Here is a 23,898-nt window from a genome sequence, read left to right on the forward strand (position 1 = left end):
CCGAACGAGTCTCCACTCCGTCACGAGAAGAGTGAACCGGCGGGCCGCGACTCAGTCGCTCCGCACTGCGGCCAAGCGTTCGTACGACCGAGAACCGCAATCCGGACATCGCTTCTGGACCGGTTCGACGCCGCGGCGAGTGTCGCGCCCGACGCGAGTCTGCTCGCACTCGGTGCACTGAAGGGCGTGAACGACCATCCGAGTTAGGACCGAACGAGCGTTCGCTCGCTCTCGTCGAACCGCGTAATCTCACTGGCGACAGCGTCCAGGCGGCTGGTTCCCGTCACCGTCTCGTCGTCGTAAACGACGAGACCGGCCTCGGCGAGTCGCGGGAGGTGGTTGTGGTGGAGCGCGATGCGCACTTGACGACGCGCGCGTTCGTCGGCAGGGCCGTCAGCCTCGACGCTCGCCACCCTCTCGGTGAGGTCGTCTCGGGTGACGGTTCCCGACTCGTCGAGGACGCGGACGAGGGTCCGGCGTACGGCACTACCGAGCAGGTCGAAGGTCGTTTCCAAGCTGACGTGTTCGGGGTTTGTTGCGGCCATGGTTGGTCGTTCGTCGCGGGGGGTGCCCGCGTCTACTGCTCCCAACTCAGCGGGGTATCGTAAACGCCACCGTCACTCCCGGCGATTCCCGACCGTTGTGTCCGTTGCAGTTCGGTCTACAAGCAAGGGTTCCGTCCCGCTGTCGTTCCGAGCGACGGGAGCGGCGACCGGAACGCGCCGACGACTACTCGTCCTCGTGCTCCGTGACTCGGAGTTCGGCCGGCCCGACCTCACCGTCGAGATACCGCTCTCCGAGCGGACTGATGGTGTAGATGTCGCTTCCGAGGTGTTCGACGAGTCCGTGGGCGGCCAGCGTCCGACAACGCTCCGCGACCCGCTCTCGGGGCAGCGGTAACTGGGCCGCGATGGCGGTGAACGTGTCCTTGCGCTCGGTCCGGAGCAGGGCGAGCAGGTGTTCGTCCTCGGGGTGCATCCAGTCCGCTCGCTCGCTCATACGAACCCGTTTCTCGCGCTCTCCCTTCACGTTTTATCGGCGACGCCGACAGGTCGGCGTTTTCGGCGCTGTCGGTACAGCGGTAGAAGCCGACTCCTTACCGACTCTCTAACGGGTGCGATGGCGACGCCCTACTCCGACCGAAACAGCCGTCGGCACCGCCTGTTCCGACACAGGCAACGCCTGATTACCCCGCTTTCCCCCGCAGTATGGACACATTTCTAAACAGAGATTATCTGAGAGAAAAACCCTCAGAAACGGCTTTAAATTTTACGAAGGCGTTAGAGGCGGTTTTGAAAGGTACTATTTTTGCGCGTTCGCCGATGAACTATTCTGAAATCGCGCTAACGCTCGCCCCGTTATATGGCCCTCCCGGTTCAACGAGTTATTGAGGTCGAGATGGCCCCCATGACCGAATCCACCCTCCAAAACGAAAGCAACTCCGCGATCGGCTCCCCGGCAGAGGCCGGTGAAGCGACCGCAGGGCGCACCAAGCTCGCATCGCTGTACGACCAGTATCGGGAACACACCCTCACGACGCCGTTCGAAGTCCTCGGCTTCTGGTCGGCTATCGCGCTCCCGTTCCTCTACGTCCCGCTCCTGTTCAACGGTATCTCCTCGACGGGGGAATCGCTGACCTTCGTCGGCCTGCTGGCGCTGAACTTCGCTGCCCTCCTCGCCGGGCACGGTCACAAGCGCGAGTGACGACCGCTTCGGCCCTCCCTCCGTCTCGCCGCTGCCTCCCCAACGTTTCCACCGCCCTCCCTTCGCCCGCTTCCGTCTCGTTTCAGCGTCTCTGTCCTGTTCGCTACGGTCTTTACTATTCTCGACCCCTCCTCGGCTCGCCGTTCGCGCTCGTTTCCGCGAGTGTCCGACCGGTGGTCGCTCGACCGAAAGGACGAGTTTAACCGGTCGCTCGGGAAACGTCGGAACATGGAACTCGACACGGTCTCGCTCGGTCCGACCGGGACGAAAGTCAGCGAAATGGCGTTCGGAACGTGGCGCTTCGGTCGGGAGGACGACGAGGGCGAGGTCGAAATCGGCGAGAAGCGCGCCCACGAACTCCTCGACGCCTACGCCGACGCGGGCGGGAACTTCATCGACACCGCGGACATGTACGGCGACGGGCGGGCCGAGGAGTACATCGGCGACTGGCTCTCCGAGCGCGAGCGCGAGGACTTCGTCGTCGCTTCGAAGATTTACTGGCCGACCCGCGACGACCCGAACGGTCAGGGCCTCTCGCGCAAGCACCTCCGGAACAACGTCGACGAGATTCTGGAGCGTCTCGGGACCGACTACGTGGACCTGCTCTACATCCACCGCTGGGACGACGAGACGCCCGCCGAGGAGTTCGTGCGCACGTTAGACGAGTTCGTCCGCGACGGCAAAGTCAACTACCTCGGTGCCTCGACGCTCGAACCGAACGCGTGGAAGGTCGCCAAGGCCAACGAACTGGCCGACAGGCGCGGCTACGAACCGTTCAAACTCGCACAGCCCCGTTACAACCTCGCCAATCGCGAAATCGAAGGGAACTACCTCGAGATGTGCGCCGACTACGACATCGGCGTCGTCCCGTGGAGTCCACTCGCGGGCGGATTCCTCACGGGCAAGTACAGTCGTGGAGAGGAACCGCCGGAGGGGACCCGGGGCGCGACCGACCAGCAATTCCGCGATTCGTACCTCACCGACGAGAACTTCGACGCGCTAGAGGCCGTCGAGGCAGTCGCCGAGGAGGTCGGTGCCAGTCCCGCGCAGGTCAGTCTCGCGTGGCTGACCGAACACGGGCAGGTCACGGCCCCCATCGTCGGCGCGCGGACGGTCGAACAGTTGAGCGAGAACCTCGCGGCCACCGACATCGACCTCTCGGCCGAGCAGTTCCAGCGACTCGCCGAGGCGAAGTAGATTCGCTCCGCCGCGATTGATCTCCGCGGCTCTCTCGTCTCGCGGTCTCTCGCGGTTTCCTACCGTTCACGCAGATACAGCGGCAGTAACAGCGCGAGTCCGAGGACCGAGACTGCCGGGTGTGACAGCAATTGCACGTCGAAGAAGTACAGCGCGCTGTTCGCGGCGACGACCACCAGTCCGACGACGAAGAGAACTTTCGCGGCCCGCGACCGGACCCGCTCCGCCCGACCCCGGTCGGTTTCGGTACGCTCGGGCGCGAACCCGGTGAACTCGTTTCCCCGTTCGGTCATTTGTCGGTGGTGTTCGGCGGGCCGTCAAAGTCCTTCTGGTCCGGGTAGCGCTCTCGCCGAGTTGCCCCGGGCCGTCACCAGCGAACCGCGCCGAACGTCACCGCGCGACAGTCGAGTGCCGCCTCGAAACCATACCGGGCGTCACCGCCACGCCACGGCCGAGCGCCACTACCGACTCACGACCGCGCGGAGTTTGGGGAGTTCGCGGGCCAGCGCCTCGCGTTTCACCAGACAGAACCCCGCGAAGATGACGAGAAAGCCCGCGACCGTAGTGAGGTCGATGACCTCGCCGAGGAACCACCAACCGGAGATAGCCGCGAAGACGGGCGCGACGTACGAGACGAGGTTGATTTCGATCGGACCGAGTCGGTCCAGCAGGTCGAAGTAGACGAGGAAACCGAGCGCGCTCGCCGCGACGGAGAGGTACGCCATCGCCCAAATCGCCTCGGGCGTCCACCGGACCGCGGCCAGCGACTCGCTCGGCCGGGCGAAACTGATGGCGTGCATCAATAGCGCGCCCAGAACCATCGACCACGCCTCCATCGTCTCGATGGGGAGTTCGGCCTTGATGCGCCGAGTCAGGACGCTCCCGAGCGCGAACGACCCGGCCGCGGCGAACACCAGCGCCTGACCGACCACGTCCGAGGTCACGAGGTTGTTCGGGTTCGGGTCGCTCAGGACGACGACGCCGACGAGTCCGAGCAGGAGACCCGCGATGCCCGCCGGGGTCAGTCGCTCGCTCGGGAGTAAGAGCCGCGCGCACCCGGTCGTTAGCACGGGGTTCAGGCTGATGATGACCGCCGCGACGGCGCTGGTCGTGTACTGTTCGCCGACGAACAGGAAGGCGTGGTACCCCGCGATTAGCAGGGTCGCCCCCACTGCGACCAGTCGCCACTCGCCGCGGGTTCTGGGCCGCCAGCGGTCGGTCGCGTACACCGCGTAGGCCAGCATCAGCACGCCCGCGATGTCGTAGCGTATGGCGGCGAAGAGTACGGGCGGAAAGTAGTCGAGTCCGGCCTTGATGGCCATGAACGCCGACCCCCAGACCGCGGCCAGCGCGACGAACAGCGCGACGTTCCGATATCTGCTCACGCTCTCACTGGCGTCTCTCGGGGCCTGAACGTTTCGATGGGCCTCGGCGCTTGCCGGTTATTCCGCCGACGCCTCGGCCGCGCGTCGCTCGTCGCGGACCGCCCGAAGCACGTCCTGTCGGGCCACGATTCCGAGGAGTCCGCCGCGCTCGTCCACGACCGGCAGGCGGTTGATGTCCCGTTCGTCGTCGGCCAGCAGGTCGAGGATGCGGTCGAAGTCGGTGTCGGGGTCGACCGTCACCACGTCCTCGGTCATGACCGTCCGGACGGGCTTGTTCGAGTGTTTCAGCAGGTCGAGTTCCGTGTCGAGTTCGTCCCACGAGAGGTCGATGGCGTACTCCAGCGTTTCGAGGAACGGCGGGAAGCCGACCGGAATCCAGAGCGTCCGGTCGCTCGGCTGAAAGATGTGGACGAGGTCGTGTTGCGTGACGATGCCGACCACGCGCTCGTCGTCGTCCACGACAGGGAAGCCGTTGAAGTCCGCTCGGGCCAGACGGGTCAGCACGTCGCTGATTTCGTCGTCCTCGTGGACCGTCTTCACGTCGGTGGTCATCAGGTCGCGGGCGTTCATACTCGAACCTGCGGGGCGGCGGGCCGTATCGTTTCCGGTCGCGCGACAGGTTCGACGCCGGACCTCACCTCGAACGCTGACCGCTTCTTGCTCGATACCATCTTCATCCGCGAGGGTGGTGTGCGAAGCCGTACCGAGTCCCACGAACGCTTAAACCCGAAAGCGAGACCAACTCGGCGCGTGTCCGGTCGTCGCCTCGCTCGCACCGTTTCGCCGACGTACCCGCCAGTCGCGGCGCTACTCGTGCGCGTTATCCGACGCTTCGAGCAACGTTTACCCCGCTCCCGGGCGTCCGCACTGACATGGGGGAGCAGAGGAAGTACGTCTGCGAGGCGTGCGGGGAGTCGTTCGACTCCGAGGAGGAACTCCGCAGGCACGTGTACGCCGTGGGGATGGTCGAGTAGGCCGCCGCACGCTCGGGGAAAACCGCCGCCCAACGACGACCGGACGCGGCGTTCGACCGCCCTCCGCGAGTCCCGATAGCGGCGGCCACGTCGTTTGCGACCGACTGTCGAACGCGGCGCATCTTCGGACGGCGGGTTCGGTCCGCCGAACGCGAAACGGCGGTGCTCGCCCGCCGCGGTTCCGTCAGTCGCTGGCTTTCCGGTCGGCCCGCGAGGGCGGCGGAATCTGGGCCTCGCTGGAGGCGGGTCGCTCGGGCAGGAGACAGCGGTCGGGTTCGCGGTTGACGTGGGCGAACTCCTCGGGCGCGTTCGCCAGCGCGTGGGCCGGGTTCTGACCGCTCTCGAGGACCGCGGCCCGGAGTTCGCCGAACTGACAGACCCGCGCTCGAATCCCGCGCCAGTGGTGTTTGCCGGCGGGCGGAACCGAGAGTTCCCGCGGGGGCGTGTGGTCCGTCCGACGGGTCGCCAACGCCGCGCTGTTGACGTTGGCCGCGAGGTCGTCGTGGTCCACGAGGACGCCGACCCGCGCCCCGGTCGGCGCGCGCGCCGCGAGTACGTCGAGTCCGAGGTGGAGCGCCCGATACTCGGCCACGTTGTTGTCCGTGACCGATTCGTCGGGGACCGAGAGGCGAGCGACCCGCTCACCGTCTCGCGTTTCGATGATAGCGCCCAACCCGCCGTCGCCGCTCTGAAGGCTGTAGGAACCGTCGGTGGCGACGTAGAAATCGCGGTGGTGCGTCCGCGGCGGGTGTGCGATGTGCGGCGTGGGCGATTCGTCGAACAGTGCCCGCAGTGGGGAGGAACGGCCGTGAACGGCCATATACGACGTATCGGTCCGGTGTAACTTAAACTTACGGCCGCGAACCACCGGACGGCCGAGTGAACCGCGAGAGCGGCGAATGGTGTGTGTCACCACAGCATATTTATGCCATAGTAGCTGTTGTACTGGATATGGCACACGACGAAGGCACATCTCGACGGAAGTTTCTGACGGCCGCGGGTGCCGCGGCCGCGACCGCCTCGGTGGCAGGTTGTACCGGCGGCGGCGGTGGACAGGGGACGACGACCGCGACGGACACGACGACGGCGGAGACGACCGCCGAATCGACCGAGACGACCGAGGAGAGCGGCGGTGGCGGTGGGGAGTTCGCCGTCACCATCACGCAGGGTCAGATGCCGACCACGCTGGACCCCCAGAACCACCGCTCGACGCCGACCGACAACGTGGTCCTCCACGCCTACGAGGGACTGCTCGGCCGGGACCGGAAGGGGAAAATCGTCCAGAAGCTCGCGACGAAGTACGAGCGCCAAGAGCCGGGTCGCGTCCGGTTCACCATCCGGGAAGGCGTCACCTTCCACAACGGCGACCAACTGACGCCGGAGGACGTGGCGTTCAGCATCAACCGCATCGTCAAGGAGAACGTCGGTATCGCGAGCCCTCAGTCCGACCAACTCGCCGGCGTCACGGGCGCGAAGGTCGTCGACGGCCAGCGCGCGGTCGACGTGATGTCCGATGGCGTCAACCCCGTCGTGTTCTCGCTGTTCGCGACGTACTGCGACGTGATGCAGAAGTCGTGGGTGCAGGAGCGCTCGAAGTCCGAAATCGCCAAGCAGATGAACGGTACCGGTCCGTTCAAGCTCGAAGAGTACCAGTCCGACGTGAAGGTCGAGTTCTCTAACTACCAGGACTACTGGCGGGAACCGGCCGCGGTCACGTCGCTGACGTTCCGTGCGGCCAAGGAGTCGAGCACTCGGGTGAATCAACTGCTGGAGGGCGAGACGGACGTCATCGTCAACGTGCCGCCACAGGACATCTCGCGGGTCAAGAGTACGGGAAGCACCCGACTCAGCGCGGCACCGAGTACGCGCATCATCTACAACGCGATGAAGTACAACGTCGAACCGTTCTCCAGTCCGAAGTTCCGCCGCGCGATGAACCACGCGGTGGACCTCCAGAGCATCATCAAGAACGTCCTCTCGAACTTCGCCGACCCGACCGGTCAGCCCACGCTCGAGGGCTTCTTCGGCTACAACTCCGACGTGAACCCGTTCCCTCACGACAAGTCGAAGGCCGAGAAACTGGTCGAGGAGAGCGGCCACGCCGGGGCGTCTATCACGCTCCACACCCCGGTCGGTCGCTACCTCAAGGACGTGGAAATCGCCCAAGCGGTCGCCAACCAGATCGACCAGCTCTCGAACGTCTCGTGTTCGGTCAAGCAGCGCGAGTTCGCGACGCTGGCGGGCGAACTCACCGACGGAAAGCTGGAGACGGCGCCGAACTTCTACCTCATCGGTTGGGGCAACGCGACGTTCGACGCGAGCCAGACCATCATCCCGCTGCTGACCACCGACGGCGCGCTCACGTCCTACAGCAACGACAAGGTCGACAGCATGATGGAGCAGGCCCAGAACCAGGGCAACAAGAGCAAGCGCGATAAGACGCTGCAGGAGGTCAACAAGATTCTCCACGACCAAGCGCCGTGGATATTCCTGAATCGCCAGTACAGCGTCTACGGCGTCCAAAATCGCGTTCAGTGGAAGGCTCGCCGCGACGAGCGCATCGACGCCTACGCGATGGCACCGGCCGACGGTCAGTAAGCCTCGACTCATGTTTCGTTTTCGACGGAGTGATGCCTGATGTCGATGGGACGATTCCTGCTCAAGCGTAGCGCACAGGGCGTACTGGTCGTGTGGGGCGTCGTGACCGTGGTGTTCGGACTCCGGTACATCACGCCCGGCAACCCCGTTACGTTCGTGGCTCCGCTGGACGCGAGCCAGGAGTTGCGCCGGCAGATAGCCACGGAGTTGGGTCTCAACAGACCGTTCTACGTCCAGTACTTCGACTACCTCTGGAACCTGTTGCAGGGCGACATGGGCTACTCCTACATTCGAGGCGTCGAGGCGAGCGGACTCATCTTCGCTCGACTCCCGGCCACCCTCGAACTCGCCGTCGCCGCGAGTATCGTCGCGGTCGTCATCTCGATTCCGCTGGGCGTAATCTCCGCGACGCGGCGACACGAACCGGCCGACTACGCCGCGACCAGTTTCTCGCTGGTCGGCATCTCGACGCCGAACTTCTGGCTCGGCATCATGCTCGTGCTGATTCTGTCGGTCCAGTTCGGCCTGTTCCCGACGAGTCGGCGCGGCATCGGGTTCCTCCCGGCGGTGGCGATGCTGTTCACCGAGTTCGAGTTCTCCGGACTCGTCACGTGGCTCGCCCACATCACGCTCCCGGCGATTACGCTCGGAACCTACTTCACCGCGCTCATCACGCGGCTCACGCGAAGCGGCATGTTGGACGAACTCGGCAAGCCATACGTCCGGTCGTCGCGCGCGAAGGGCCTTCCCGAGACGCTGGTCCGATACAAGCACGCGCTCCGGAACACGCTGATACCGGTCATCACGGTGCTGGGCCTCCAACTCGGCACGCTCATCGGCGGCGCGGTCATCACCGAGGCCGTCTTCGCGTGGCCCGGACTGGGAACCCTGCTCATCAACGCCATCAACGCCCGCGACTGGCCGCTGATTCAGGGGTCGCTCATCGTCATCGGAACCGGATTCGTCGTCATCAACATCTTCGTGGACGCGCTGTACGCCTACATCAACCCGCAGGTGGTTCACTAATGGCCGGACCGATAGAGAGACTCGTAGACCTGTTCTGGAACGGACTCAAGCGGGGCGTCTCCCCGCGGACCGTCCGGAACCTCCGGAAGGAACTTCGCCAGAGCGCGCTGGCGAAGGTCGGTATCGTCGTCGTGGTCGCAATCGTGCTGGTGGCGCTGTTCGCGCCCCTGTTCGCGCCCCACAATCCCACGAACCAGAACCTCGACCGGTCGCAACTGCCGCCGCTCGGGTTCAGCAAGACGACGACCCAGACCAGTTCCCAGATGGTCAACGGTTCGATAGAGGTCGTCAACGAGACGGTCACGGTGTCGGCGACGCCGAAGTACCCCCTCGGTACCGACTCGCTCGGCAGAGACATGCTCTCGCGGGTCATCTACGGCGCGCGGACCTCTCTGCTGGTCGGTCTCTTGGGCACGGCCATCGCCGCCACCGTCGGTGTGACCGTGGGTCTGGTCGCCGGCTACTACGGCGGGAAGGTAGACGACGCGCTGATGCGGAGCGCCGACGTCATGCTCGCGTTCCCCTCGCTCGTCTTGGCGGTCGCGCTGGTCGGCCTGTTCGGCCGGGCGGTCGTCAGAGTGCCCGACCCGCTGGTGCAGGCCGGCATCGCGCCGAACATGCCCGAGACCTTCGCGCTTCCGGGGACGGTCATCCTCGTCGTCGGACTGGTCAACTGGGTGTGGTTCGCGCGCGTCGCCCGGGGTGAGGCGCTCTCCATCGAGGGCCAAGAGTACGTCAAGGCCGCCCGCTCGGTGGGCGCCGGCGACGGCTTCATCCTTCGCAAGCACATCCTGCCCAACAGCGTGACGCCCATCCTCGTGCTGGCGACCATCCAAATCGCGGCCATCATCCTGCTCGAATCCGCGCTGTCGTTCCTCGGCTTCTCGGGAACCAGCCTCTCGTGGGGCTTCGACATCGCGCAGGGCCGGGACTATCTGGCCTCCTCGTGGTGGATTTCGACGGTTCCCGGCGTCGCCATCGTGCTGACGGTCATCGGCATCAACCTCGTGGGCGACTGGCTTCGCGACGCGCTCGACCCCGGTATCGAGGGCGAGGGAGGTGGCGTCTGATGGCCGACGACCTCCTCCGCGTCCGGGACCTCTCGACTCGGTTCTTCACCGAGGACGGACAGGTCAACGCGGTCGAGTCCGTGGACTTCGACGTGCGAGACGGCGAGGTCTTCGGCATCGTCGGCGAGTCGGGGTCGGGCAAGAGCGTGACCGCGCTCTCGGTCATCGACCTCGTGGAGTCGCCGGGCCGCATCACCAGCGGCGAGGTCTGGTATCGGAACGCCGACCTCGCCGACGAGGTCCGGGACGACGCCCCAGAGGCCGTGGACGGCGAGTTCGTGGACGTGCGCCGGGTGCCCGAGAACGTCCGGCGGGCGCTCCGCGGGCCGTCGTTCAGCACCATCTTCCAAGACCCGATGAGCAGTCTGAACCCCTCGCTGACCGTCGGCGAGCAGATTGCCGAAGCGGTCGAGGTCCAGCGCCGCGCGCGCTCGAACCCGCGGACGACTCGGTCGCGAACGCAGGGGTTCGGACTCGCCGACCTGCTCACGAGCACGGTCCTCCCGTCTCGGAGCTACGTCAGCGAGGAGAGTCGGGCCGAGGCCATCGACCTGCTCGAACAGGTCGGCATTCCCGACCCGGCCGAACGGGCCGACGAGTACCCCCACGAGTTCTCGGGCGGGATGCTCCAGCGCGCGATGATAGCCCAGGCGCTGGCGGGCGAACCCGACCTGCTCATCGCCGACGAACCGACCACCGCGCTCGACGTGACGATTCAGGCCCAGATTCTCGACCTCCTGCGTGACCTGCAGGAGGACACCGGGATGAGCATCATGATGATTACCCACAACCTCGGGGTTATCGCCCGGATGTGCGACCGAGTCGGCGTGATGTACGCCGGCGAAGTCGTCGAGCGCGGCACGCTCGAAGACGTGTTCGACGACCCGGTTCACCCCTACACGCAGGGCCTGCTCGGGTCGATTCCGGACTTGGACGACCCAGCGCCGCGACTCCAACCCATCGAGGGCAACGTGCCGGACCTCTACGACGAGGAGATGGAAGACAGATGTTACTTCGCCGACCGCTGTCCGAAAGCCATGGAGGAGTGTCTGAACCACCCGCCGGAGTTCGACGTGGAGACGGGAGAGCCCCGAGGCGGGCGGACCGAGGCCGGCGAACACGGCGCGCGGTGCGTCCTCGCCCAACAGGAGTACGACCCGACGCGGGCGCTTCCGGACGACTACTTCGAGAGCGACGCGCGTCGGGAGCAGGACTCGGAACCCGAGGAGGTGAGCGCGGATGACTGACCCGCTGGTCCGCGTCGAGGACCTCCAGAAGTACTACTACGAGCAGGACAACCTCACCGACCGACTCCTCGGCCGGGAACCCGAGAGCGTGCAGGCCGTCGACGGCGTGAGCTTCGAGGTCCGAGAGGGCGAGACGCTCGGCCTCGTCGGCGAGTCGGGGTGCGGCAAGTCCACGACGGGCGAGACCCTGCTCAAACTCCGGGAACCGACCGGCGGTGAGATGTACTTCGACGGCGAGAACGTCTTCGACAAGGACGACCTGACCGAGTTCCGCGAGCGGGCGCAGGTCGTCTTTCAGGACCCGTTCTCCAGCCTCGACCCGCGGATGACCGCCGGCGAAATCGTCCGCGAACCGCTCGACGTTCACGGCATCGGCACCAAGGCCGAACGCCGCGAGCGCGTCGCGAAACTGATGGAGCGAGTCGGCCTGTCGGCCGGACAGGTGGACCGCTACCCTCACGAGTTCTCGGGCGGCCAGCGCCAGCGCATCGGCATCGCGCGGGCCTTGGCGCTCGAACCGGACTTCGTCGTCTGCGACGAACCGGTGTCGGCGCTCGACGTGTCGGTGCAGGCCCAGATTCTCAACCTGCTAGAGGACCTGCAGGACGAGTTCGGTCTCACGTACCTGTTCATCGCCCACGACCTGAGCGTGGTTCGGCACATCTCCGACCGCGTGGCCGTGATGTATCTGGGCGAAATCGTGGAGGTCGGACCGGTCGAGGAGATATTCGAGAACCCCGGCCACCCCTACACCGAGGCCCTGCTGGAGAGCGTCCCGCGGGCCGACACCAGCGAGCAGGGCCGGGACGTCGAGACGCTCTCGGGCGACGTGCCCTCGCCGCGGGACCCGCCGAGCGGCTGTCGGTTCCACACGCGGTGTCCGTACGCACGGGAGGCCTGCGCGCAGTCGCCCCCCGAGGATTACCCGGTCGACGACGAGGACCACCGCGCGGCCTGCTTCCGACGGGTCGAGTCCCACGAGTACTGGGAGAGTCCGCCGCTCGAAACTGACGAGCGAGCGCCCGAGCAGACGGCCGACGACTGACGGCCGCTTCTTATCCTTTTCGGGCGTTTAACCGGGCCGGCTTGAATAGTCGGGCATCACCCTTATTTCCGTCAGCGTAGTGGTCGAACTACGGAACGACACCTCGCGCGGCCCTCGGACATCGACCGCGGAGAACCGAACCGAGGGTCGCGGAAAGCGGCGACGCGCCGCGTCCGTTCCAGATTAGCTATGAGCCAAGACCAGAACGGGGAGTCCGTCTCCCCACCGAACGTCTCCGAAAAGGACGTGCTGCCGATAGACAGCGATAGCGAATCGCTCGACGCGATATTTCGGGCGCTCTCCGACCACCGACGCCGGTGTATCTGTCACTACCTCGCACAGGAGGGCGGGCCGATGCCGGTGGACGAACTCGCGGAACTGCTGGCCGCGTCGATGACCGAGAAGACCCGCGCGGTCCTCACGTCGGCCGAAATCGAGAAGACCCGGACCGAACTCCACCGCATGCACCTGCCGAAACTGACCGAGGTCGGCGTCGTGGTCCACGACGCCGACGCGGACACCGTTCGACTCGCCGACTCGCCGGGCGTCGCGGAGTGCCTGCGAGCGGCCGCAGACGTGGACTTGCGGTAATCCCACCTCTCGGCGCGGGGACCACTCGGCGCGGAGCACCCGCTACGCGCGGTGGACCCGGTTCGCGTTCGGCACCGTTATCCGTCCAGCGTTCCTTCTCGAAGGCATGGCAGACGACCTGACTGCGACGCTGCACACGAGTCACGGCGACATCGAAGTCCGACTGTTCGACGAGCGCGCCCCGAGGACCGTCGAGAACTTCGTCAACTTGGCGGAACACGACCCCGCCGCGAGCGAGGACCCCGCGCCCGACACGACGACGTGGGAGGACCCCGAGTCGGGCGAAGTCCGAGGCGACGCGCTCTACAACGACGTGCCGTTCCACCGAATCATCGAGGACTTCATGATTCAGGGAGGCGACCCGACCGGCACCGGCCGCGGCGGCCCCGGCTACGAGTTCGAAGACGAGTTCCACGACGAACTCCGCCACGACGACGCGGGCATCCTCTCGATGGCCAACAGCGGTCCCGACACCAACGGCTCGCAGTTCTTCATCACCCTCGACGCCCAACCGCATCTGGACGACCGCCACGCGGTCTTCGGCGAGGTCATCGACGGGATGGACGTGGTCGAGGAAATCGGTTCGGTCCCGACCGACCACAACGACAGCCCCAACGAGGACGTGACGCTCGAACGCGTCGAGATTCACGACTGAGCAGTCCGTTTCGAGCGGTTTTTCGAGGGAGTCCGTCCCGCGTTCGGACTCGAATCCCGGGCGAGACCGGCATGATTAACCACCGCCGACGGTCCGCCCCGAATTTTCGCCGACCGGGGGAAAAATCACCGGGGCCGGACTTCCGTACCGAAACCCACTTCGGTACGAACGGTCAATCCTCTCCTGCGCGAGGGTTGCCGAGCGGCCAAAGGCGGCGGGCTTAAGACCCGCTCTCGTAGGAGTCCATGGGTTCGAATCCCATCCCTCGCATTTCTCTCGGCGCGCTACGCCGCGAGCGCCTCGTGCGCTCGCACGTTCAGTGCGCCGCGGAAATCGGTCAGGACGGATTCGAAAGCGTTGGCCGTGCGCCTACGGCGAAGTCTACCGACAGTCAGAACGAGGTCGAAACCCCCATTTTCCCGAATCCACTACTCGGATACAATGACCGACGAACGAGTCCAGCGCGCGTTCCGAGAGCACCCCGACTTCGAGGAAGCCGACGATGGTCGGTTCGAGACGCCCGAGAAACCGTTCCCCGGCGTCGTCTCCGTGACCGACGCGGAGGACGACGGTGAGGGGACGAGCGACGCGTACAGCGTCGAAGTCCGAACGCCGATGCTCGACGCCGTGGTCGAGGGCGAGGAGGTCGCCGAGGTCGTCGAAGATGGCTGGTTCGAGACGCTGGAACTCCGACTGGAGGACGCTCACACCGTCACCAACGCCGACGCCGCGCCGCCGGACGTCGAGCGCGAGGGCGACGAGGTGGTCGTGACCGTCGAGTTCGCGTCGTCGGACCCCGAGCAGGCCGTCGAGGACGCGCTGGCGGTAGTCGAGTACGTCGAGGGGACGTGGGTACAGGGAATCATCCCCGGCTACGACTACCGGGAACCGGCCGCGGGGTTACGTGAACGCGCGAGACAGAATTACGACGAGGACGGTTCCGGCGGGCCGGGTGGGTCCGACGGCCCCGCCGAGTCGGGCGGCGCGCCCCTCTGAGACCGCTCAGTCCATCGCGATGTAGGTCTGGGTGCCCTCGACGCCCTCGATGCCCTGAATCCCGTCGGCCGCGATTTCCTTGACCTCCGGGGTGGAGTCCACGTCGAGTTTCGCGACGAGGTCCACGTCGCCCGCGACGATGTGGGCGTCCACCACGCCGTCGATGTCGAGAATCGAACTCTTGAGCCTGTCCGCCTCGCCCGTGTTCGCCTTGACCATGACGTAGGCTGTGACCATCTCAGTTCCCTCCCGTCATCGCTTGCGCGCTCGCTCTGCTGGCGTCCCCGACCAGAATCTGTCGCACGTCCTCCAGCACTTCGAAGTCCGCGAGGACCGCGAGACGGTCGCCGACTTCGAGCGAGTCGTCGGACAGCGGGATGTCCATCGGTTCGTCGGCCTTGCCGAACGCCAGAATGCGGGAGTCGGCCGGGAGCGAGAGTTCGCTGATGGAGTAGCCCTTCACCGGCGATTCGTCGGTGATGGTGAGTTCCACGACCTGTAGGCTCTGGGCGATGTCGGCGATAGCTCGGATGTTGCCCCCGAGAAGGGCGTTCTTCGCGCCGATGGCTCCGAGGCGCTCGGGGTAGACCACCTCGTCCACGTCGCTGGCGAACTTCCGGTAGATGTCCTCGCGGTAGTCCTCGTCGATGCGCAGCACCGTCCGGCAGTCGTAGTGCTTGCCGACCATGCACGCCGCGAGGTTGACGTTGAGGTTGCCCGTCAGCGCGCCGAGAGCGTCGGCCGATTCGAGGTCGGCCCGGTTCAGAATCTCCTCGCGGCCGCCGTCGCCCTCGACGACCTCGAAGTCGTCGTTCCGGGCGCGCTCGACCTTGTTGGCGTCTCGCTCGACCAGCGTGACCTCGTGGCCCTCCTCCCGAAGGACGCGGGCCGTCCGAAGCCCCACCCGACCCGAGCCTATGATAACGAATCGCATGGTAGTGCTTACGCGACACTGCCTGAATAACTTTTCTCCCCCAAAGGTTTTTCTCGTATGGTACTGAACCACACAGTGCGATGGTTCACGCTTTTATCATGGTGAAAACCGCCGCCGGGCGCTCCGAGGACGTGCTGGCGGCGGTCCGCGAACTGGACCGCATCTCCGAGGCCCACGTCGTGGCCGGCGAGTTCGACGTCATCGTGGAGGCCGACGCCGACGAGGTGTACGACGTACTGCAGGCCGCCTCGTCGGACATCTCGGGGATAGACGGGGTCGCGGACACCAAGACGTACATGGCCCTCGACTGAGAGGTCCGGTCTTCTCCCGGCGCGTCAGTGGTCTATCTCTTTCACGTCGTGGTCGGCGAGGAACGAGTCGAGCCACGCCTTCTGCTCGCGGAGGTTCGGCGGCAGGTTCTCGTACACCCGGTCGAACACGTCGTGGGGGTCGCCGGGGTCGGCCGACTCGGCGCGCTCTACCGCCTCGTCGAGTTCCGCGTCGGCCTCGTCCTCGACTTCGGCGACGAACTCGTCGTCTATCACGCCCTGCTCGCGGAGGTACTCCTCGTAGCGTTCGACCGGGTCGGCGGTCCTCCAGTCGGGCAGTTCCTTCGCGGCGTCCTCGTACTGACTCGGGTCGTCGCTGGTGGTGTGAGCGCCCTGCCGGTAGGTCAGACTCTCGACCAGCACGGGGTCGCCGTCGCGGGCCGAGTCGAGCGCGTCGGCCACCGTCTCTCGGACCGCGAGCGGGTCGTTGCCGTCGACCTGCACGCCCTCGAAGCCGTAGGCGTTGGCCTTCTGGGCGATGGTGTCGCTGGCGGTCTGGCGGTGGCGCGGCAGGCTAATCGCCCACTCGTTGTTCTCGCAGAAGAAGACGGTGGGCGCGTCGAAGACGCCCGCGAAGTTCATCCCTTCGTGGAAGTCGCCCTCGCTGGTCGCGCCGTCGCCGAAGTAACAGAGGACCGCGGGGTTCGCCGGTCCGTCGCCGCCGTCGGCTTCCACGCCCTCGGCTTCCGTTCGCTCGCCGTCCGCGTCGTCGCCCTTGACCGCGCGCTCGTAGTTCATCGCCATGCCGACGCCCGCGGCGTGGGGAATCTGAGTCGCAATGGGGACCGCCTGCGGGAAGTTCGGCACCTCGTGGCCAGAGTGGTACTCGGGCATCCCGCGCCGGAAGAGGAGGACGTCGCTGATGGGCACGTCGCGGGCGAGTTGCATCGCGTTCGACCGGTAGGTCGGGAAGAGCCAGTCGTCGTCGGCCATCGCCATCGCGGCCCCGACCTGCGAACCCTCCTGTCCGCGGTAGGGCGGCCAGCTACTCATCCAACCCCGGCGCTGGAGCGCCAGCGCTCGCTCGTCGAACGCCCGCGCCCGGACCAGTTCCCGGTAGGTCTCCCGCGCCTGCTCGGGCGAGAACGGCGTCTCCGAGAGGTCGCGTTCGCCGATGATGCGGTTCATGCGCCGCGGTTCGGCCGCCCTTCGCATAGTGGTTCCGGAAGCGGGCGACCCCGACTCCGGGTCGGTACCCTGCCGGACACCGCGTTCCAGTCTCACCGCAACGGCCTTACCCCGCGCCGGTAAAGTACGACTAATGAGCGTCATCGCGGAACTGTCCGTCCCGGTCGAGGACTTTCCGCTGGGTCGCGCGCTAGCGGCCACGCCGGACATGCAGGTCGAGTTAGAGCGCATCGTCCCGACGGACACCGGTGCGCTCCCGTTCTTCTGGGTGTGGGGCGACGACGTGGAGACGTTCGTGGCCGAACTGGAGGACCAGACCGACATCGACGCGGTCACCGTGCTGGACCGAGTCGAGGACGGTGCGCTCATCCGAGCGACGTGGACTTCGACGCCGGGTCTCGTGGAGGGCATCCTCCAGTCGGCGGCCACCCTGCTGGAGGTGAACCGCTACGAGAACGTCTGGCGGTTCCGGCTCAGGTCGCCCGACCGCGAGGCGGTCGCCAGCCTCCAGCGGTACTGCGCCGACAACGACATCGACCTCCGTCTCGACCGCATCAACAGCCTCACAGAGGTCGAGACCGGCGAGCAGTACGGCCTGACCGACGACCAGCGCCAGACCATCGTGACCGCCTTCGAGGCGGGCTACTTCGACGACCCCCGGCAGACGACCCTCGAAGAACTCGGGGACGAGTTCGACATCTCCTCACGGGCGGTCTCGAAGCGACTCCGGGGAGGACTCCGGAACCTCGTCACGGCGACGCTGACAACTCACGAGTAGCCCCTTATAAACCCGTTCAGCATCGAACCGGACCGGGTACCCTTCCGGAACCCGAATTGGGTGACAGCGACTTCGGGGAGACGCGTGCGCTCCGCAAGTTCGAATACACAATGAGCGAGAAGCAATCAGCAGTACGTCGAAAAACGTTATTGACCCACGAACTCGAAGCCGACCAGACTCCCAGCGAGGGCGTCGTAGCGGCCGTATCCTCTGCTTCGGGGACCGACCCGGGCGCGATGGAACCGCTCGCGACCAGCATCGACCCGGACGCGGTGGACGCGCTGTTCGCGGACCACTACGACGGCACGGCCCGCGGGACCGGACTAGTTCAGTTCTCCTACGCGGGCTACGAAGTCGTCGTGAACGGCGACGGTCTCGTCTCCGTGCTGGACGACTCCTGATTTACGGCGGCTCTTCGTCCGGTCGGTTCTCCGATTCCCCAACGATTATCGCCTCTCCGACGCACGTCACTGGCATGACAGCGGCCGCAGACTGCATCTTCACGAACGCGAACGTCCACACGCTCGACGACGCCGACAGCACCGCAACGGCGGTCGCGGTGCGCGACGGGGAGGTCGTCCGGGTCGGTGACGCCTACGAACTCGACTTCCTGAACGGCGTCGAGACGACGGAGATAGACCTCGGGGGTCGCGTGTTGCTCCCGGGCTTCATTGACGCCCACACGCACCTCTCGCACCTCGGGCGCTCGCTGGTCTACGCCGACCTCGCCGAGGCCGACTCGCCCGACGACAGCGTGGCTCTGCTGGCCGAGTCGGCCGAAGAGGGCGAGCGGACCTCCGACGAGTGGATTCTGGGGTTCGGCTACGACGAGAGCACGTGGGCGGAGTCCCGGTATCTCACTCGCGAGGACTTGGACCGCGTCTCCGAGGAGCGACCGGTCGCGGCGTTCCGCGAGGACATGCACATCGCGGCGGTCAACTCGGCGGCGCTGGACCGCTACGCCGACGAGATGCCCGACGACGACGTGCGAACCGAGGGCGGCGACCCGACGGGCGTCGTCGTGGAGGAGGCGGTGGACGTAATCTACGAGGCCATCGAACCCGACGCCGACGAGATGCGCGAACTGCTGGAGGCGGCACAGCGCGAAGCCCACCGGAAGGGCGTCACGGGCGTCCACGACATGGTCCGCCAGTCGCGCGCCCCCGCGGTCTACCGACGGATGGACCTCGACGGCGACCTCGCGCTCCGGGTCCGAATCAACTACTGGTCGGACCACCTCGACGCGCTCGTGGAGACCGGTCTCGCGACCGACCACGGGAGCGAGTTCGTCCGGACCGGCGGCGTCAAGACCTTCACCGACGGAAGCCTCGGCGGCCGGACCGCGAAACTCTCGGAACCCTACGCCGACGCGGGCGACGGTCCGGACGACGCCACCGGCCAGTGGGTCGTCTCGCCCGAGGAGTTGCGGGACCTCGTGGCCGAGGCCGACGGCGAGGGATTCCAGTTGACCGCCCACGCCATCGGCGACGAGGCGGTCGAGGAAGTCCTCTCGGCCTACGAGGCGACCGGCGACCCCGGACGTGCGCGCCACCGAGTCGAACACGCCGAACTGACCGACGACGAGAGCGTCGAGCGGTTCGCCGAGACCGGAGTCGTGGCGTCGGTTCAGCCGAACTTCCTCAAGTGGGCACGGGAGGGCGGACTCTACGACGACCGACTCGGGTCGGAGCGCCGGAAGCGCTCGAACCGCTACGCCGACCTGCTGGACGCCGGCGCGCACCTCGCGTTCGGGAGCGACTGCATGCCGCTGGACCCGCTGTTCGGCGTCCACCAGACCGTCAACGCGCCCGAGGAGCGCCAGCGCCTCCCGGTCACGGACGCGCTCCGGGCCTACACTCGGGGCGCGGCCTACGCCGGGTTCGACGAGGACCGACTGGGAACTATCGAGGCGGGCAAGAAGGCGGACTTCGTGGCGTTGGAGCGGTCGCCGTGGGAGCATCCCGAGGACATCGAGAACATCGACGTGGCGATGACCGTCGTGGACGGCGACGTGGTGTACGACGGACGAGACTGAGTTCGGTCTCCGCCCGGAGACGAGGCGATACGGTGCGCTCGGTCACCGGTCTACGAGAGTGCATTCGCGCTCGTCCCGGTTGTCGTACATCGTCCGGTACTCGTCGATTATCTCGTCGACTTCTCCTTCCATCCTGTCGCCGAGTCGCTGCATGATGAGGTCGGACGGCGCTTCGTCGCCGAGTTCGTCGAGGGCGCGGAGGGCGTTGATGGCGATGTCCGCCATCTCCTCGACGCATTCGTCCTCGTCCCAGTCGTCTGCGGCCATGTCTCGGATGTCGTTCTCGATGACGAACGTGACGTACTCGAAGCCGCCCTCCTGAAAGTCGTCTTCGTCACCCCACAGTTCGCGGATACGCGGGAGAACCTCGTTCATGTCTCCGGGGTTTCGTAGCAGTTCAGTTACTGTTTTTGCTCCCGGGCGGCGTGGTGGTACGCGACGCTCGGAACTGCTCTCGATGCGCTCTCGTTTTCGATTCCGTGACTTTCGCGCTCGATTGTTTGCACTTCCTTTCCACTACCCGGTGATAAACGAAGGTAATTTAAGTTCAGTTACGTCTTTCGTCGTCATTATTCCGTACGGGGGACATCAGAGAACCAAATCGGGTTCACAGGAGGAATATGAAGAGGAAATATTTTCAACAGTGGCTACCGAAGCCTATCATAATCGTAGGTGGTCAACTGTGCCAAAAATGGAAACGGCGGACATCGAGACCGACCTGAGTCTCTTCAAATACGACAACCTCGAACAGTTGCCCGAAGCGTACCGGGAACTGGACGAGGACGAACGGACCGAGCGCATCGAGGCGGCAAAGCGGGAGTTGGGCGACGACCTCGTAATCTTAGGCCACAACTATCAGCGCCGGGAAATCGTCGAACACGCCGACTTCGTCGGCGACTCCTACCAGTTGAGCGTCGAGGCGGCCGAGGCCGACGCCGAGTACGTGGTGTTCGGCGGGGTGACGTTCATGGCCGAGTCGGCCGACATCATCACCGACGACGACCAGACCGTGATTCTGCCGTCGATGGAGGCCTCCTGTCCGATGGCCGGGATGGCCGAGGCCCTGCAGGTGGACGCGGCGTGGGCCGAGATAACCGCGGCCGCGCCCGACGCCGACATCGTGCCCGTCACGTACATGAACTCCTACGCCGACCTGAAGGCCTTCTGCGCCGAGCAGGGCGGCGCGGTCTGCACCTCCTCGAACGCCCACGAGGTGTTCGAGTGGGCGTTCGACCGAGGCGACAAAGTCCTCTTCCTCCCCGACAAGCACCTCGGGGAGAACACCGCCCACCGCCTCGGCATGGCGGACTCCGTCGCCGAGTGGGACCCGTGGGACCCCGAGGGCAAGTCGGCCGCGGAGGTCGCCGAGAGCGACATCGTTCTGTGGGACGGCTACTGTCAGGTCCACGAGCGGTTCCGCGTGGACCACGTCGAGCGGATTCGAGACGAGTATCCCGACGCCAAGGTCGTCGTCCACCCCGAGTGTCGGCGAGAAGTCGTGGAGGCCGCCGACAGGGCCGGTTCGACCGCGACCATCACGCGGACTATCGAGGAGGCCGACCCCGGCGAGACGTGGGCCATCGGCACCGAGATTCACCTCACGAACCACCTCCAGCGGTGGCACCCCGAGGTGAACGTCGTGCCGCTCTGCGGCGAGGCGTGCATGGACTGCAACGCGATGCGCCAGATAGACCCCAACTACCTGACGTGGGTGCTGGAGGAACTGGTCGCGGGCCGCGAGCGCAACGTCATCGAGGTCGCGCCGCGGGAGGCCGAACTGGCGAACGTGGCGATGGAGCGCATGCTCGAAATATGACCGGGGAAATCTCGACCGAGACCGACGTTCTCGTCGTGGGGAGCGGCGTCGCGGGGTGTGCGACCGCGCTCTCGGCCGCACGCGAGGGCGCGGAGGTGCTGGTCGTCACGAAGGCGTCCCGGCCCGAGCAGACCACATCCCACTGGGCGCAGGGCGGGGTCGCCACGACGCGCTCGGACCCCGACGCCTTCGAGCGAGACATCCTCGACGCCAGCGCCGGGACCGCCGACCCCGAAGCGGTCGAGGTACTCGTCGAGGAGGCGCGCCACGCCGTCGAGGACGTGTTGGTCGAGACGCTGGACGTGCCGTTCGACCGCGCGGACGTAGCGGAGGAGGCGGACGAGGCGGATGGGGCGGACGCGAGCGCGGGGGGACCCGACTTCGACTACGGCCGGGAGGCCGCCCACTCTGAGTCGCGCATCCTCCACGTCGACGCCAGCACGGGCAAGCACGTCCTCGGGCCGTTCCTGAACTACCTTGACGACCACGAGCGCGTGACGATTTGGGAAGACACCGCCGCGCTCGACCTGATTACCCGCGAGGGCCGAGTACACGGGGCAATCGTGGACGGGGGCCGAGACGACGCGACCGACCCCGAACCCGTCTTCGCGGGCGCGACGGTCCTCGCCACGGGCGGCATCGGCGCGCTCTACGGAACGTCCACCAACCCCGAGACCGCGACCGGGGACGGCATCGCCATGGCCGCGCTCGCGGGTGTGACGGTCGAGGACATGGCCTACGTGCAGTTCCACCCGACCGCGTACTCGGGCGAGGACCCCTTCCTCGTCAGCGAGGCGGTCCGCGGAGAGGGCGCGGTCCTCCGGAACGGAGAGGGCGAGCGGTTCATGCCGGACTACCACGAGGACGCCGAACTCGCACCCCGCGACGTGGTCGCTCGCGCCGTCGCCGACGAACGCGAGGCGACCGGCGAGGTCCGACTGGACGTGAGTCCGCTCGACTTCGCCGAGGCGTTCCCGGACCTCGCGGCGAAGTGCGAGGAGCGCGGCGTGGACTGGCGCGAGGGGATTCCGGTCGAACCGAGCGAACACTTCCTCTGTGGCGGTATCGCGGTTGACGACCGCAGCCGGACCGACCTCGACCGCCTGTTCGCGGTCGGCGAGTGCGCCCGGACCGGCGTCCACGGCGCGAACCGCCTCGCCTCCACGAGTCTGCTGGAGGGTCTGGTCTGGGGCCTGCGCGCCGGCGAGACCGCGGCAGGATTCTCGCCCGAGCGCGTCGAAGCGCCCGACCTGCGCGACAGCGACCCGGACCTCCCCGCGGGGTTCGCCCGCGAGAAGTTCGCCCGCCTGCGCCGGGTGATGGACGAGTACGTCGGCCTGCGCCGGACGCCCGAGGGGCTGCGGCGAGCGACCGCGGTCCTCCGGCGACTCAAGGGCGAGGTGGACGCCTACACTCGGACCCGGACGAGTCGGAGCCTCTACGAGTTACGGAACGCCAGCGTGGTCGCCCTGCTGGTCGCCCGCGAGGCGACGGAGGCCGAACCGGTGGGCTGTCACGCGCTGGCGGACGAAGCGCCGGAGACGGACGACGCCGACCCCGAGGAGGTCGATGCCCGTGCGACCGACTGACCGGAAAGTCGAGGACTGGCTTCGTGAAGACGTGGGACACCGTGACGTGACCAACCACGTTCCCGGCGAGACGACGGGGCGACTCGTCGCAAAGCAGTCGGGCGTCGCCGCCGGACTCGACGCCGCCAGCGCGGTCTTCGACTACCTCGACGCGGAGTGCGAGACGACGGTCGAGGCGGGCGACCGGATTTCGCCCGGCGACGTCCTCCTCGAAGTCGAGGGGCCGGCCGAGGCGGTCCTCCGGGGGGAGCGCGTGGCGGTCAACGTCGCGGGCCACGCGTCGGGCGTCGCCACCGCGACCCGGCGAGCGGTCGAGGCGGCCCGCGAGGTCAGCGACGACGTGGCGATTGCCGGGACGCGGAAGACCACGCCCGGTCTGCGCGGCGTCGAGAAGCGCGCCATCGCGGCGGGCGGCGGCGACACCCACCGCCTCACCCTCTCGGGGATGGTGATGGTCAAGGACAACCACGTCGCCGAGATGGGACTGGAGCGCGCGGTCCGCCGCTTCCGCGAGGAGAAGTCGTTCGCGACCAAAATCGAGGTGGAGGTCGAGCGACCGAGGGACGCGGTTCGTGCCGCCGAGGCCGGGGCCGACGTCGTCCTGCTCGACAACATGACCCCCGACGAAGTCCGGGAGGGAGTCGAGACGCTCCCCGACGGCGTGCTGGCCGAGGCGAGCGGCGGTATCGACCGTTCGGATATCCCGGAGTACGCGGCCACCGGAGTAGACGTGATTTCGATGGGGTCGCTGACCCACTCGGCCGACTCGCTGGACCTGTCGTTCCGGACCGGGGAGTGAGA

Annotated in this window: 27 protein-coding genes and 1 tRNA gene; 18 read left to right on the forward strand and 10 right to left on the reverse strand. The window is 66.6% G+C overall.

Features of this window, described 5'->3' with window-relative positions; translation table 11 throughout:
• Nucleotides 1-203 precede the first annotated feature (203 nt).
• Complete coding sequence (locus M0R89_RS02360; protein ID WP_248650963.1) at nt 204-545, reverse strand: DUF7344 domain-containing protein; 342 nt, start codon at nt 543-545, stop codon at nt 204-206.
• Between the two features lie 184 nt (nt 546-729).
• Entirely contained in the window at nt 730-999 is a 270-nt protein-coding gene (locus M0R89_RS02365; protein WP_248650964.1) for a winged helix-turn-helix domain-containing protein, read from the reverse strand.
• Nucleotides 1,000-1,407: 408 nt separating this feature from the next.
• Here M0R89_RS02365 and M0R89_RS02370 point away from each other — a divergent pair, with 408 nt between their 5' ends.
• Nucleotides 1,408-1,704: a DUF8028 family protein gene (locus M0R89_RS02370; RefSeq protein ID WP_248650965.1), complete on the forward strand. Its 297-nt coding sequence runs from the start codon at nt 1,408-1,410 to the stop codon at nt 1,702-1,704.
• 228 nt (nt 1,705-1,932) lie between these two features.
• Entirely contained in the window at nt 1,933-2,901 is a 969-nt protein-coding gene (locus M0R89_RS02375; RefSeq protein ID WP_248650966.1) for an aldo/keto reductase, read from the forward strand.
• A 59-nt stretch (nt 2,902-2,960) separates the two neighbouring features.
• Here the strand turns inward: M0R89_RS02375 and M0R89_RS02380 are convergent, their stop codons facing one another.
• The 4 genes from M0R89_RS02380 to M0R89_RS02395 form a co-directional block, all read right to left on the reverse strand.
• Nucleotides 2,961-3,194, reverse strand: coding sequence for a hypothetical protein (locus M0R89_RS02380; RefSeq protein WP_248650967.1), 234 nt, complete (start codon nt 3,192-3,194; stop codon nt 2,961-2,963).
• A 168-nt stretch (nt 3,195-3,362) separates the two neighbouring features.
• Nucleotides 3,363-4,286, reverse strand: a complete 924-nt coding sequence (locus tag M0R89_RS02385) for a DMT family transporter (protein ID WP_248650968.1) — start codon at nt 4,284-4,286, stop codon at nt 3,363-3,365.
• A gap of 57 nt (nt 4,287-4,343) precedes the next feature.
• Nucleotides 4,344-4,856, reverse strand: a complete 513-nt coding sequence (locus M0R89_RS02390) for a CBS domain-containing protein (RefSeq protein ID WP_248650969.1) — start codon at nt 4,854-4,856, stop codon at nt 4,344-4,346.
• A gap of 588 nt (nt 4,857-5,444) precedes the next feature.
• Nucleotides 5,445-6,080 carry a reverse transcriptase-like protein gene (locus M0R89_RS02395; RefSeq protein ID WP_248650970.1) on the reverse strand — a complete coding sequence of 212 codons (636 nt, stop codon included), beginning with the start codon at nt 6,078-6,080 and terminating at the stop codon, nt 5,445-5,447.
• A 131-nt stretch (nt 6,081-6,211) separates the two neighbouring features.
• Here M0R89_RS02395 and M0R89_RS02400 point away from each other — a divergent pair, with 131 nt between their 5' ends.
• The 9 genes from M0R89_RS02400 (at nt 6,212) to M0R89_RS02440 (ending at nt 14,488) form a co-directional block, all read left to right on the forward strand.
• A complete protein-coding gene (locus M0R89_RS02400; protein WP_248650971.1) occupies nt 6,212-7,858 on the forward strand; it encodes an ABC transporter substrate-binding protein in 1,647 nt (548 codons plus the stop codon).
• Between the two features lie 39 nt (nt 7,859-7,897).
• Nucleotides 7,898-8,884, forward strand: a complete 987-nt coding sequence (locus M0R89_RS02405; RefSeq protein WP_248650972.1) for an ABC transporter permease — start codon at nt 7,898-7,900, stop codon at nt 8,882-8,884.
• On the forward strand, nt 8,884-9,954 hold the full coding sequence (locus M0R89_RS02410; RefSeq protein ID WP_248650973.1) for an ABC transporter permease: 1,071 nt from the start codon (nt 8,884-8,886) through the stop codon (nt 9,952-9,954). The genes M0R89_RS02405 and M0R89_RS02410 overlap by 1 nt, the downstream gene beginning before the upstream one ends.
• On the forward strand, nt 9,954-11,201 hold the full coding sequence (locus tag M0R89_RS02415; protein WP_248650974.1) for an ABC transporter ATP-binding protein: 1,248 nt from the start codon (nt 9,954-9,956) through the stop codon (nt 11,199-11,201). The genes M0R89_RS02410 and M0R89_RS02415 overlap by 1 nt, the downstream gene beginning before the upstream one ends.
• Nucleotides 11,194-12,246 (forward strand): ABC transporter ATP-binding protein, encoded by a 1,053-nt coding sequence (locus tag M0R89_RS02420; protein ID WP_368408851.1) that lies wholly within the window; start codon nt 11,194-11,196, stop codon nt 12,244-12,246. The genes M0R89_RS02415 and M0R89_RS02420 overlap by 8 nt, the downstream gene beginning before the upstream one ends.
• 189 nt (nt 12,247-12,435) lie before the next feature.
• Nucleotides 12,436-12,837: a DUF7344 domain-containing protein gene (locus tag M0R89_RS02425; RefSeq protein WP_248650975.1), complete on the forward strand. Its 402-nt coding sequence runs from the start codon at nt 12,436-12,438 to the stop codon at nt 12,835-12,837.
• A gap of 106 nt (nt 12,838-12,943) precedes the next feature.
• A complete protein-coding gene (locus M0R89_RS02430) occupies nt 12,944-13,492 on the forward strand; it encodes a peptidylprolyl isomerase (RefSeq protein WP_248650976.1) in 549 nt (182 codons plus the stop codon).
• A gap of 187 nt (nt 13,493-13,679) precedes the next feature.
• A tRNA-Leu gene (locus M0R89_RS02435) sits at nt 13,680-13,762 on the forward strand.
• Nucleotides 13,763-13,933: 171 nt separating this feature from the next.
• Nucleotides 13,934-14,488 carry a DUF5813 family protein gene (locus M0R89_RS02440; protein WP_248650977.1) on the forward strand — a complete coding sequence of 185 codons (555 nt, stop codon included), beginning with the start codon at nt 13,934-13,936 and terminating at the stop codon, nt 14,486-14,488.
• 6 nt (nt 14,489-14,494) lie between these two features.
• Here M0R89_RS02440 and M0R89_RS02445 read toward each other — a convergent pair whose 3' ends face one another.
• Together M0R89_RS02445 and M0R89_RS02450 are read right to left on the reverse strand one after the other, a co-directional pair.
• A complete protein-coding gene (locus tag M0R89_RS02445; protein ID WP_248650978.1) occupies nt 14,495-14,725 on the reverse strand; it encodes an Lrp/AsnC family transcriptional regulator in 231 nt (76 codons plus the stop codon).
• Between the two features lies 1 nt (nt 14,726).
• Entirely contained in the window at nt 14,727-15,422 is a 696-nt protein-coding gene (locus M0R89_RS02450) for a potassium channel family protein (RefSeq protein ID WP_248650979.1), read from the reverse strand.
• An 80-nt stretch (nt 15,423-15,502) separates the two neighbouring features.
• Between M0R89_RS02450 and M0R89_RS02455 the strand changes: the two genes are divergently transcribed.
• Complete coding sequence (locus tag M0R89_RS02455) at nt 15,503-15,733, forward strand: Lrp/AsnC family transcriptional regulator (RefSeq protein ID WP_248650980.1); 231 nt, start codon at nt 15,503-15,505, stop codon at nt 15,731-15,733.
• Nucleotides 15,734-15,757: 24 nt separating this feature from the next.
• Here M0R89_RS02455 and M0R89_RS02460 read toward each other — a convergent pair whose 3' ends face one another.
• On the reverse strand, nt 15,758-16,879 hold the full coding sequence (locus M0R89_RS02460) for a thiamine pyrophosphate-dependent enzyme (protein ID WP_248650981.1): 1,122 nt from the start codon (nt 16,877-16,879) through the stop codon (nt 15,758-15,760).
• Between the two features lie 133 nt (nt 16,880-17,012).
• On the opposite strand from M0R89_RS02460, the gene M0R89_RS02465 reads away from it, so the two are divergent.
• The 3 genes from M0R89_RS02465 to M0R89_RS02475 all read left to right on the forward strand — a co-directional run bounded on the left by M0R89_RS02465 (nt 17,013) and on the right by M0R89_RS02475 (nt 19,692).
• Complete coding sequence (locus M0R89_RS02465; protein WP_248650982.1) at nt 17,013-17,657, forward strand: helix-turn-helix domain-containing protein; 645 nt, start codon at nt 17,013-17,015, stop codon at nt 17,655-17,657.
• 110 nt (nt 17,658-17,767) lie between these two features.
• Entirely contained in the window at nt 17,768-18,058 is a 291-nt protein-coding gene (ddfA, locus tag M0R89_RS02470) for a DdfA family disk-determining factor (protein WP_248650983.1), read from the forward strand.
• Between the two features lie 74 nt (nt 18,059-18,132).
• On the forward strand, nt 18,133-19,692 hold the full coding sequence (locus M0R89_RS02475) for an amidohydrolase (RefSeq protein WP_248650984.1): 1,560 nt from the start codon (nt 18,133-18,135) through the stop codon (nt 19,690-19,692).
• A gap of 42 nt (nt 19,693-19,734) precedes the next feature.
• Here M0R89_RS02475 and M0R89_RS02480 read toward each other — a convergent pair whose 3' ends face one another.
• A complete protein-coding gene (locus M0R89_RS02480; protein ID WP_248650985.1) occupies nt 19,735-20,067 on the reverse strand; it encodes a hypothetical protein in 333 nt (110 codons plus the stop codon).
• A gap of 316 nt (nt 20,068-20,383) precedes the next feature.
• Here M0R89_RS02480 and nadA point away from each other — a divergent pair, with 316 nt between their 5' ends.
• Genes nadA through nadC form a run of 3 tightly spaced genes read left to right on the forward strand, consistent with a single transcriptional unit; the run spans nt 20,384 to nt 23,896 of the window.
• Complete coding sequence (gene nadA / locus M0R89_RS02485; RefSeq protein ID WP_248652309.1) at nt 20,384-21,508, forward strand: quinolinate synthase NadA; 1,125 nt, start codon at nt 20,384-20,386, stop codon at nt 21,506-21,508.
• On the forward strand, nt 21,505-23,097 hold the full coding sequence (locus M0R89_RS02490) for an L-aspartate oxidase (RefSeq protein WP_248650986.1): 1,593 nt from the start codon (nt 21,505-21,507) through the stop codon (nt 23,095-23,097). The genes nadA and M0R89_RS02490 overlap by 4 nt, the downstream gene beginning before the upstream one ends.
• Nucleotides 23,078-23,896 carry a carboxylating nicotinate-nucleotide diphosphorylase gene (gene nadC, locus M0R89_RS02495; RefSeq protein ID WP_248650987.1) on the forward strand — a complete coding sequence of 273 codons (819 nt, stop codon included), beginning with the start codon at nt 23,078-23,080 and terminating at the stop codon, nt 23,894-23,896. Before M0R89_RS02490 ends, nadC begins: the two co-directional genes overlap by 20 nt.
• Nucleotides 23,897-23,898 lie beyond the last annotated feature (2 nt).

The sequence above is a fragment of the Halorussus limi genome (assembly GCF_023238205.1).
In the GTDB taxonomy this organism is placed as follows: Archaea; Halobacteriota; Halobacteria; order Halobacteriales; family Haladaptataceae; genus Halorussus; species Halorussus limi.

Bases quoted from the DNA above. Each gene is read 5' to 3' on its own strand.
- M0R89_RS02360 (WP_248650963.1), bottom strand. From the start codon at position 545: ATGGCCGCAACAAACCCCGAACACGTCAGCTTGGAAACGACCTTCGAC.
- M0R89_RS02365 (WP_248650964.1), bottom strand. From the start codon at position 999: ATGAGCGAGCGAGCGGACTGGATGCACCCCGAGGACGAACACCTGCTC.
- M0R89_RS02370 (WP_248650965.1), top strand. From the start codon at position 1,408: ATGACCGAATCCACCCTCCAAAACGAAAGCAACTCCGCGATCGGCTCC.
- M0R89_RS02375 (WP_248650966.1), top strand. From the start codon at position 1,933: ATGGAACTCGACACGGTCTCGCTCGGTCCGACCGGGACGAAAGTCAGC.
- M0R89_RS02380 (WP_248650967.1), bottom strand. From the start codon at position 3,194: ATGACCGAACGGGGAAACGAGTTCACCGGGTTCGCGCCCGAGCGTACC.
- M0R89_RS02390 (WP_248650969.1), bottom strand. From the start codon at position 4,856: ATGAACGCCCGCGACCTGATGACCACCGACGTGAAGACGGTCCACGAG.
- M0R89_RS02395 (WP_248650970.1), bottom strand. From the start codon at position 6,080: ATGGCCGTTCACGGCCGTTCCTCCCCACTGCGGGCACTGTTCGACGAA.
- M0R89_RS02400 (WP_248650971.1), top strand. From the start codon at position 6,212: ATGGCACACGACGAAGGCACATCTCGACGGAAGTTTCTGACGGCCGCG.
- M0R89_RS02405 (WP_248650972.1), top strand. From the start codon at position 7,898: ATGTCGATGGGACGATTCCTGCTCAAGCGTAGCGCACAGGGCGTACTG.
- M0R89_RS02410 (WP_248650973.1), top strand. From the start codon at position 8,884: ATGGCCGGACCGATAGAGAGACTCGTAGACCTGTTCTGGAACGGACTC.
- M0R89_RS02415 (WP_248650974.1), top strand. From the start codon at position 9,954: ATGGCCGACGACCTCCTCCGCGTCCGGGACCTCTCGACTCGGTTCTTC.
- M0R89_RS02420 (WP_368408851.1), top strand. From the start codon at position 11,194: ATGACTGACCCGCTGGTCCGCGTCGAGGACCTCCAGAAGTACTACTAC.
- M0R89_RS02425 (WP_248650975.1), top strand. From the start codon at position 12,436: ATGAGCCAAGACCAGAACGGGGAGTCCGTCTCCCCACCGAACGTCTCC.
- M0R89_RS02430 (WP_248650976.1), top strand. From the start codon at position 12,944: ATGGCAGACGACCTGACTGCGACGCTGCACACGAGTCACGGCGACATC.
- M0R89_RS02440 (WP_248650977.1), top strand. From the start codon at position 13,934: ATGACCGACGAACGAGTCCAGCGCGCGTTCCGAGAGCACCCCGACTTC.
- M0R89_RS02445 (WP_248650978.1), bottom strand. From the start codon at position 14,725: ATGGTCACAGCCTACGTCATGGTCAAGGCGAACACGGGCGAGGCGGAC.
- M0R89_RS02450 (WP_248650979.1), bottom strand. From the start codon at position 15,422: ATGCGATTCGTTATCATAGGCTCGGGTCGGGTGGGGCTTCGGACGGCC.
- M0R89_RS02455 (WP_248650980.1), top strand. From the start codon at position 15,503: ATGGTTCACGCTTTTATCATGGTGAAAACCGCCGCCGGGCGCTCCGAG.
- M0R89_RS02460 (WP_248650981.1), bottom strand. From the start codon at position 16,879: ATGAACCGCATCATCGGCGAACGCGACCTCTCGGAGACGCCGTTCTCG.
- M0R89_RS02465 (WP_248650982.1), top strand. From the start codon at position 17,013: ATGAGCGTCATCGCGGAACTGTCCGTCCCGGTCGAGGACTTTCCGCTG.
- ddfA (WP_248650983.1), top strand. From the start codon at position 17,768: ATGAGCGAGAAGCAATCAGCAGTACGTCGAAAAACGTTATTGACCCAC.
- M0R89_RS02475 (WP_248650984.1), top strand. From the start codon at position 18,133: ATGACAGCGGCCGCAGACTGCATCTTCACGAACGCGAACGTCCACACG.
- M0R89_RS02480 (WP_248650985.1), bottom strand. From the start codon at position 20,067: ATGAACGAGGTTCTCCCGCGTATCCGCGAACTGTGGGGTGACGAAGAC.
- nadA (WP_248652309.1), top strand. From the start codon at position 20,384: ATGGAAACGGCGGACATCGAGACCGACCTGAGTCTCTTCAAATACGAC.
- M0R89_RS02490 (WP_248650986.1), top strand. From the start codon at position 21,505: ATGACCGGGGAAATCTCGACCGAGACCGACGTTCTCGTCGTGGGGAGC.
- nadC (WP_248650987.1), top strand. From the start codon at position 23,078: ATGCCCGTGCGACCGACTGACCGGAAAGTCGAGGACTGGCTTCGTGAA.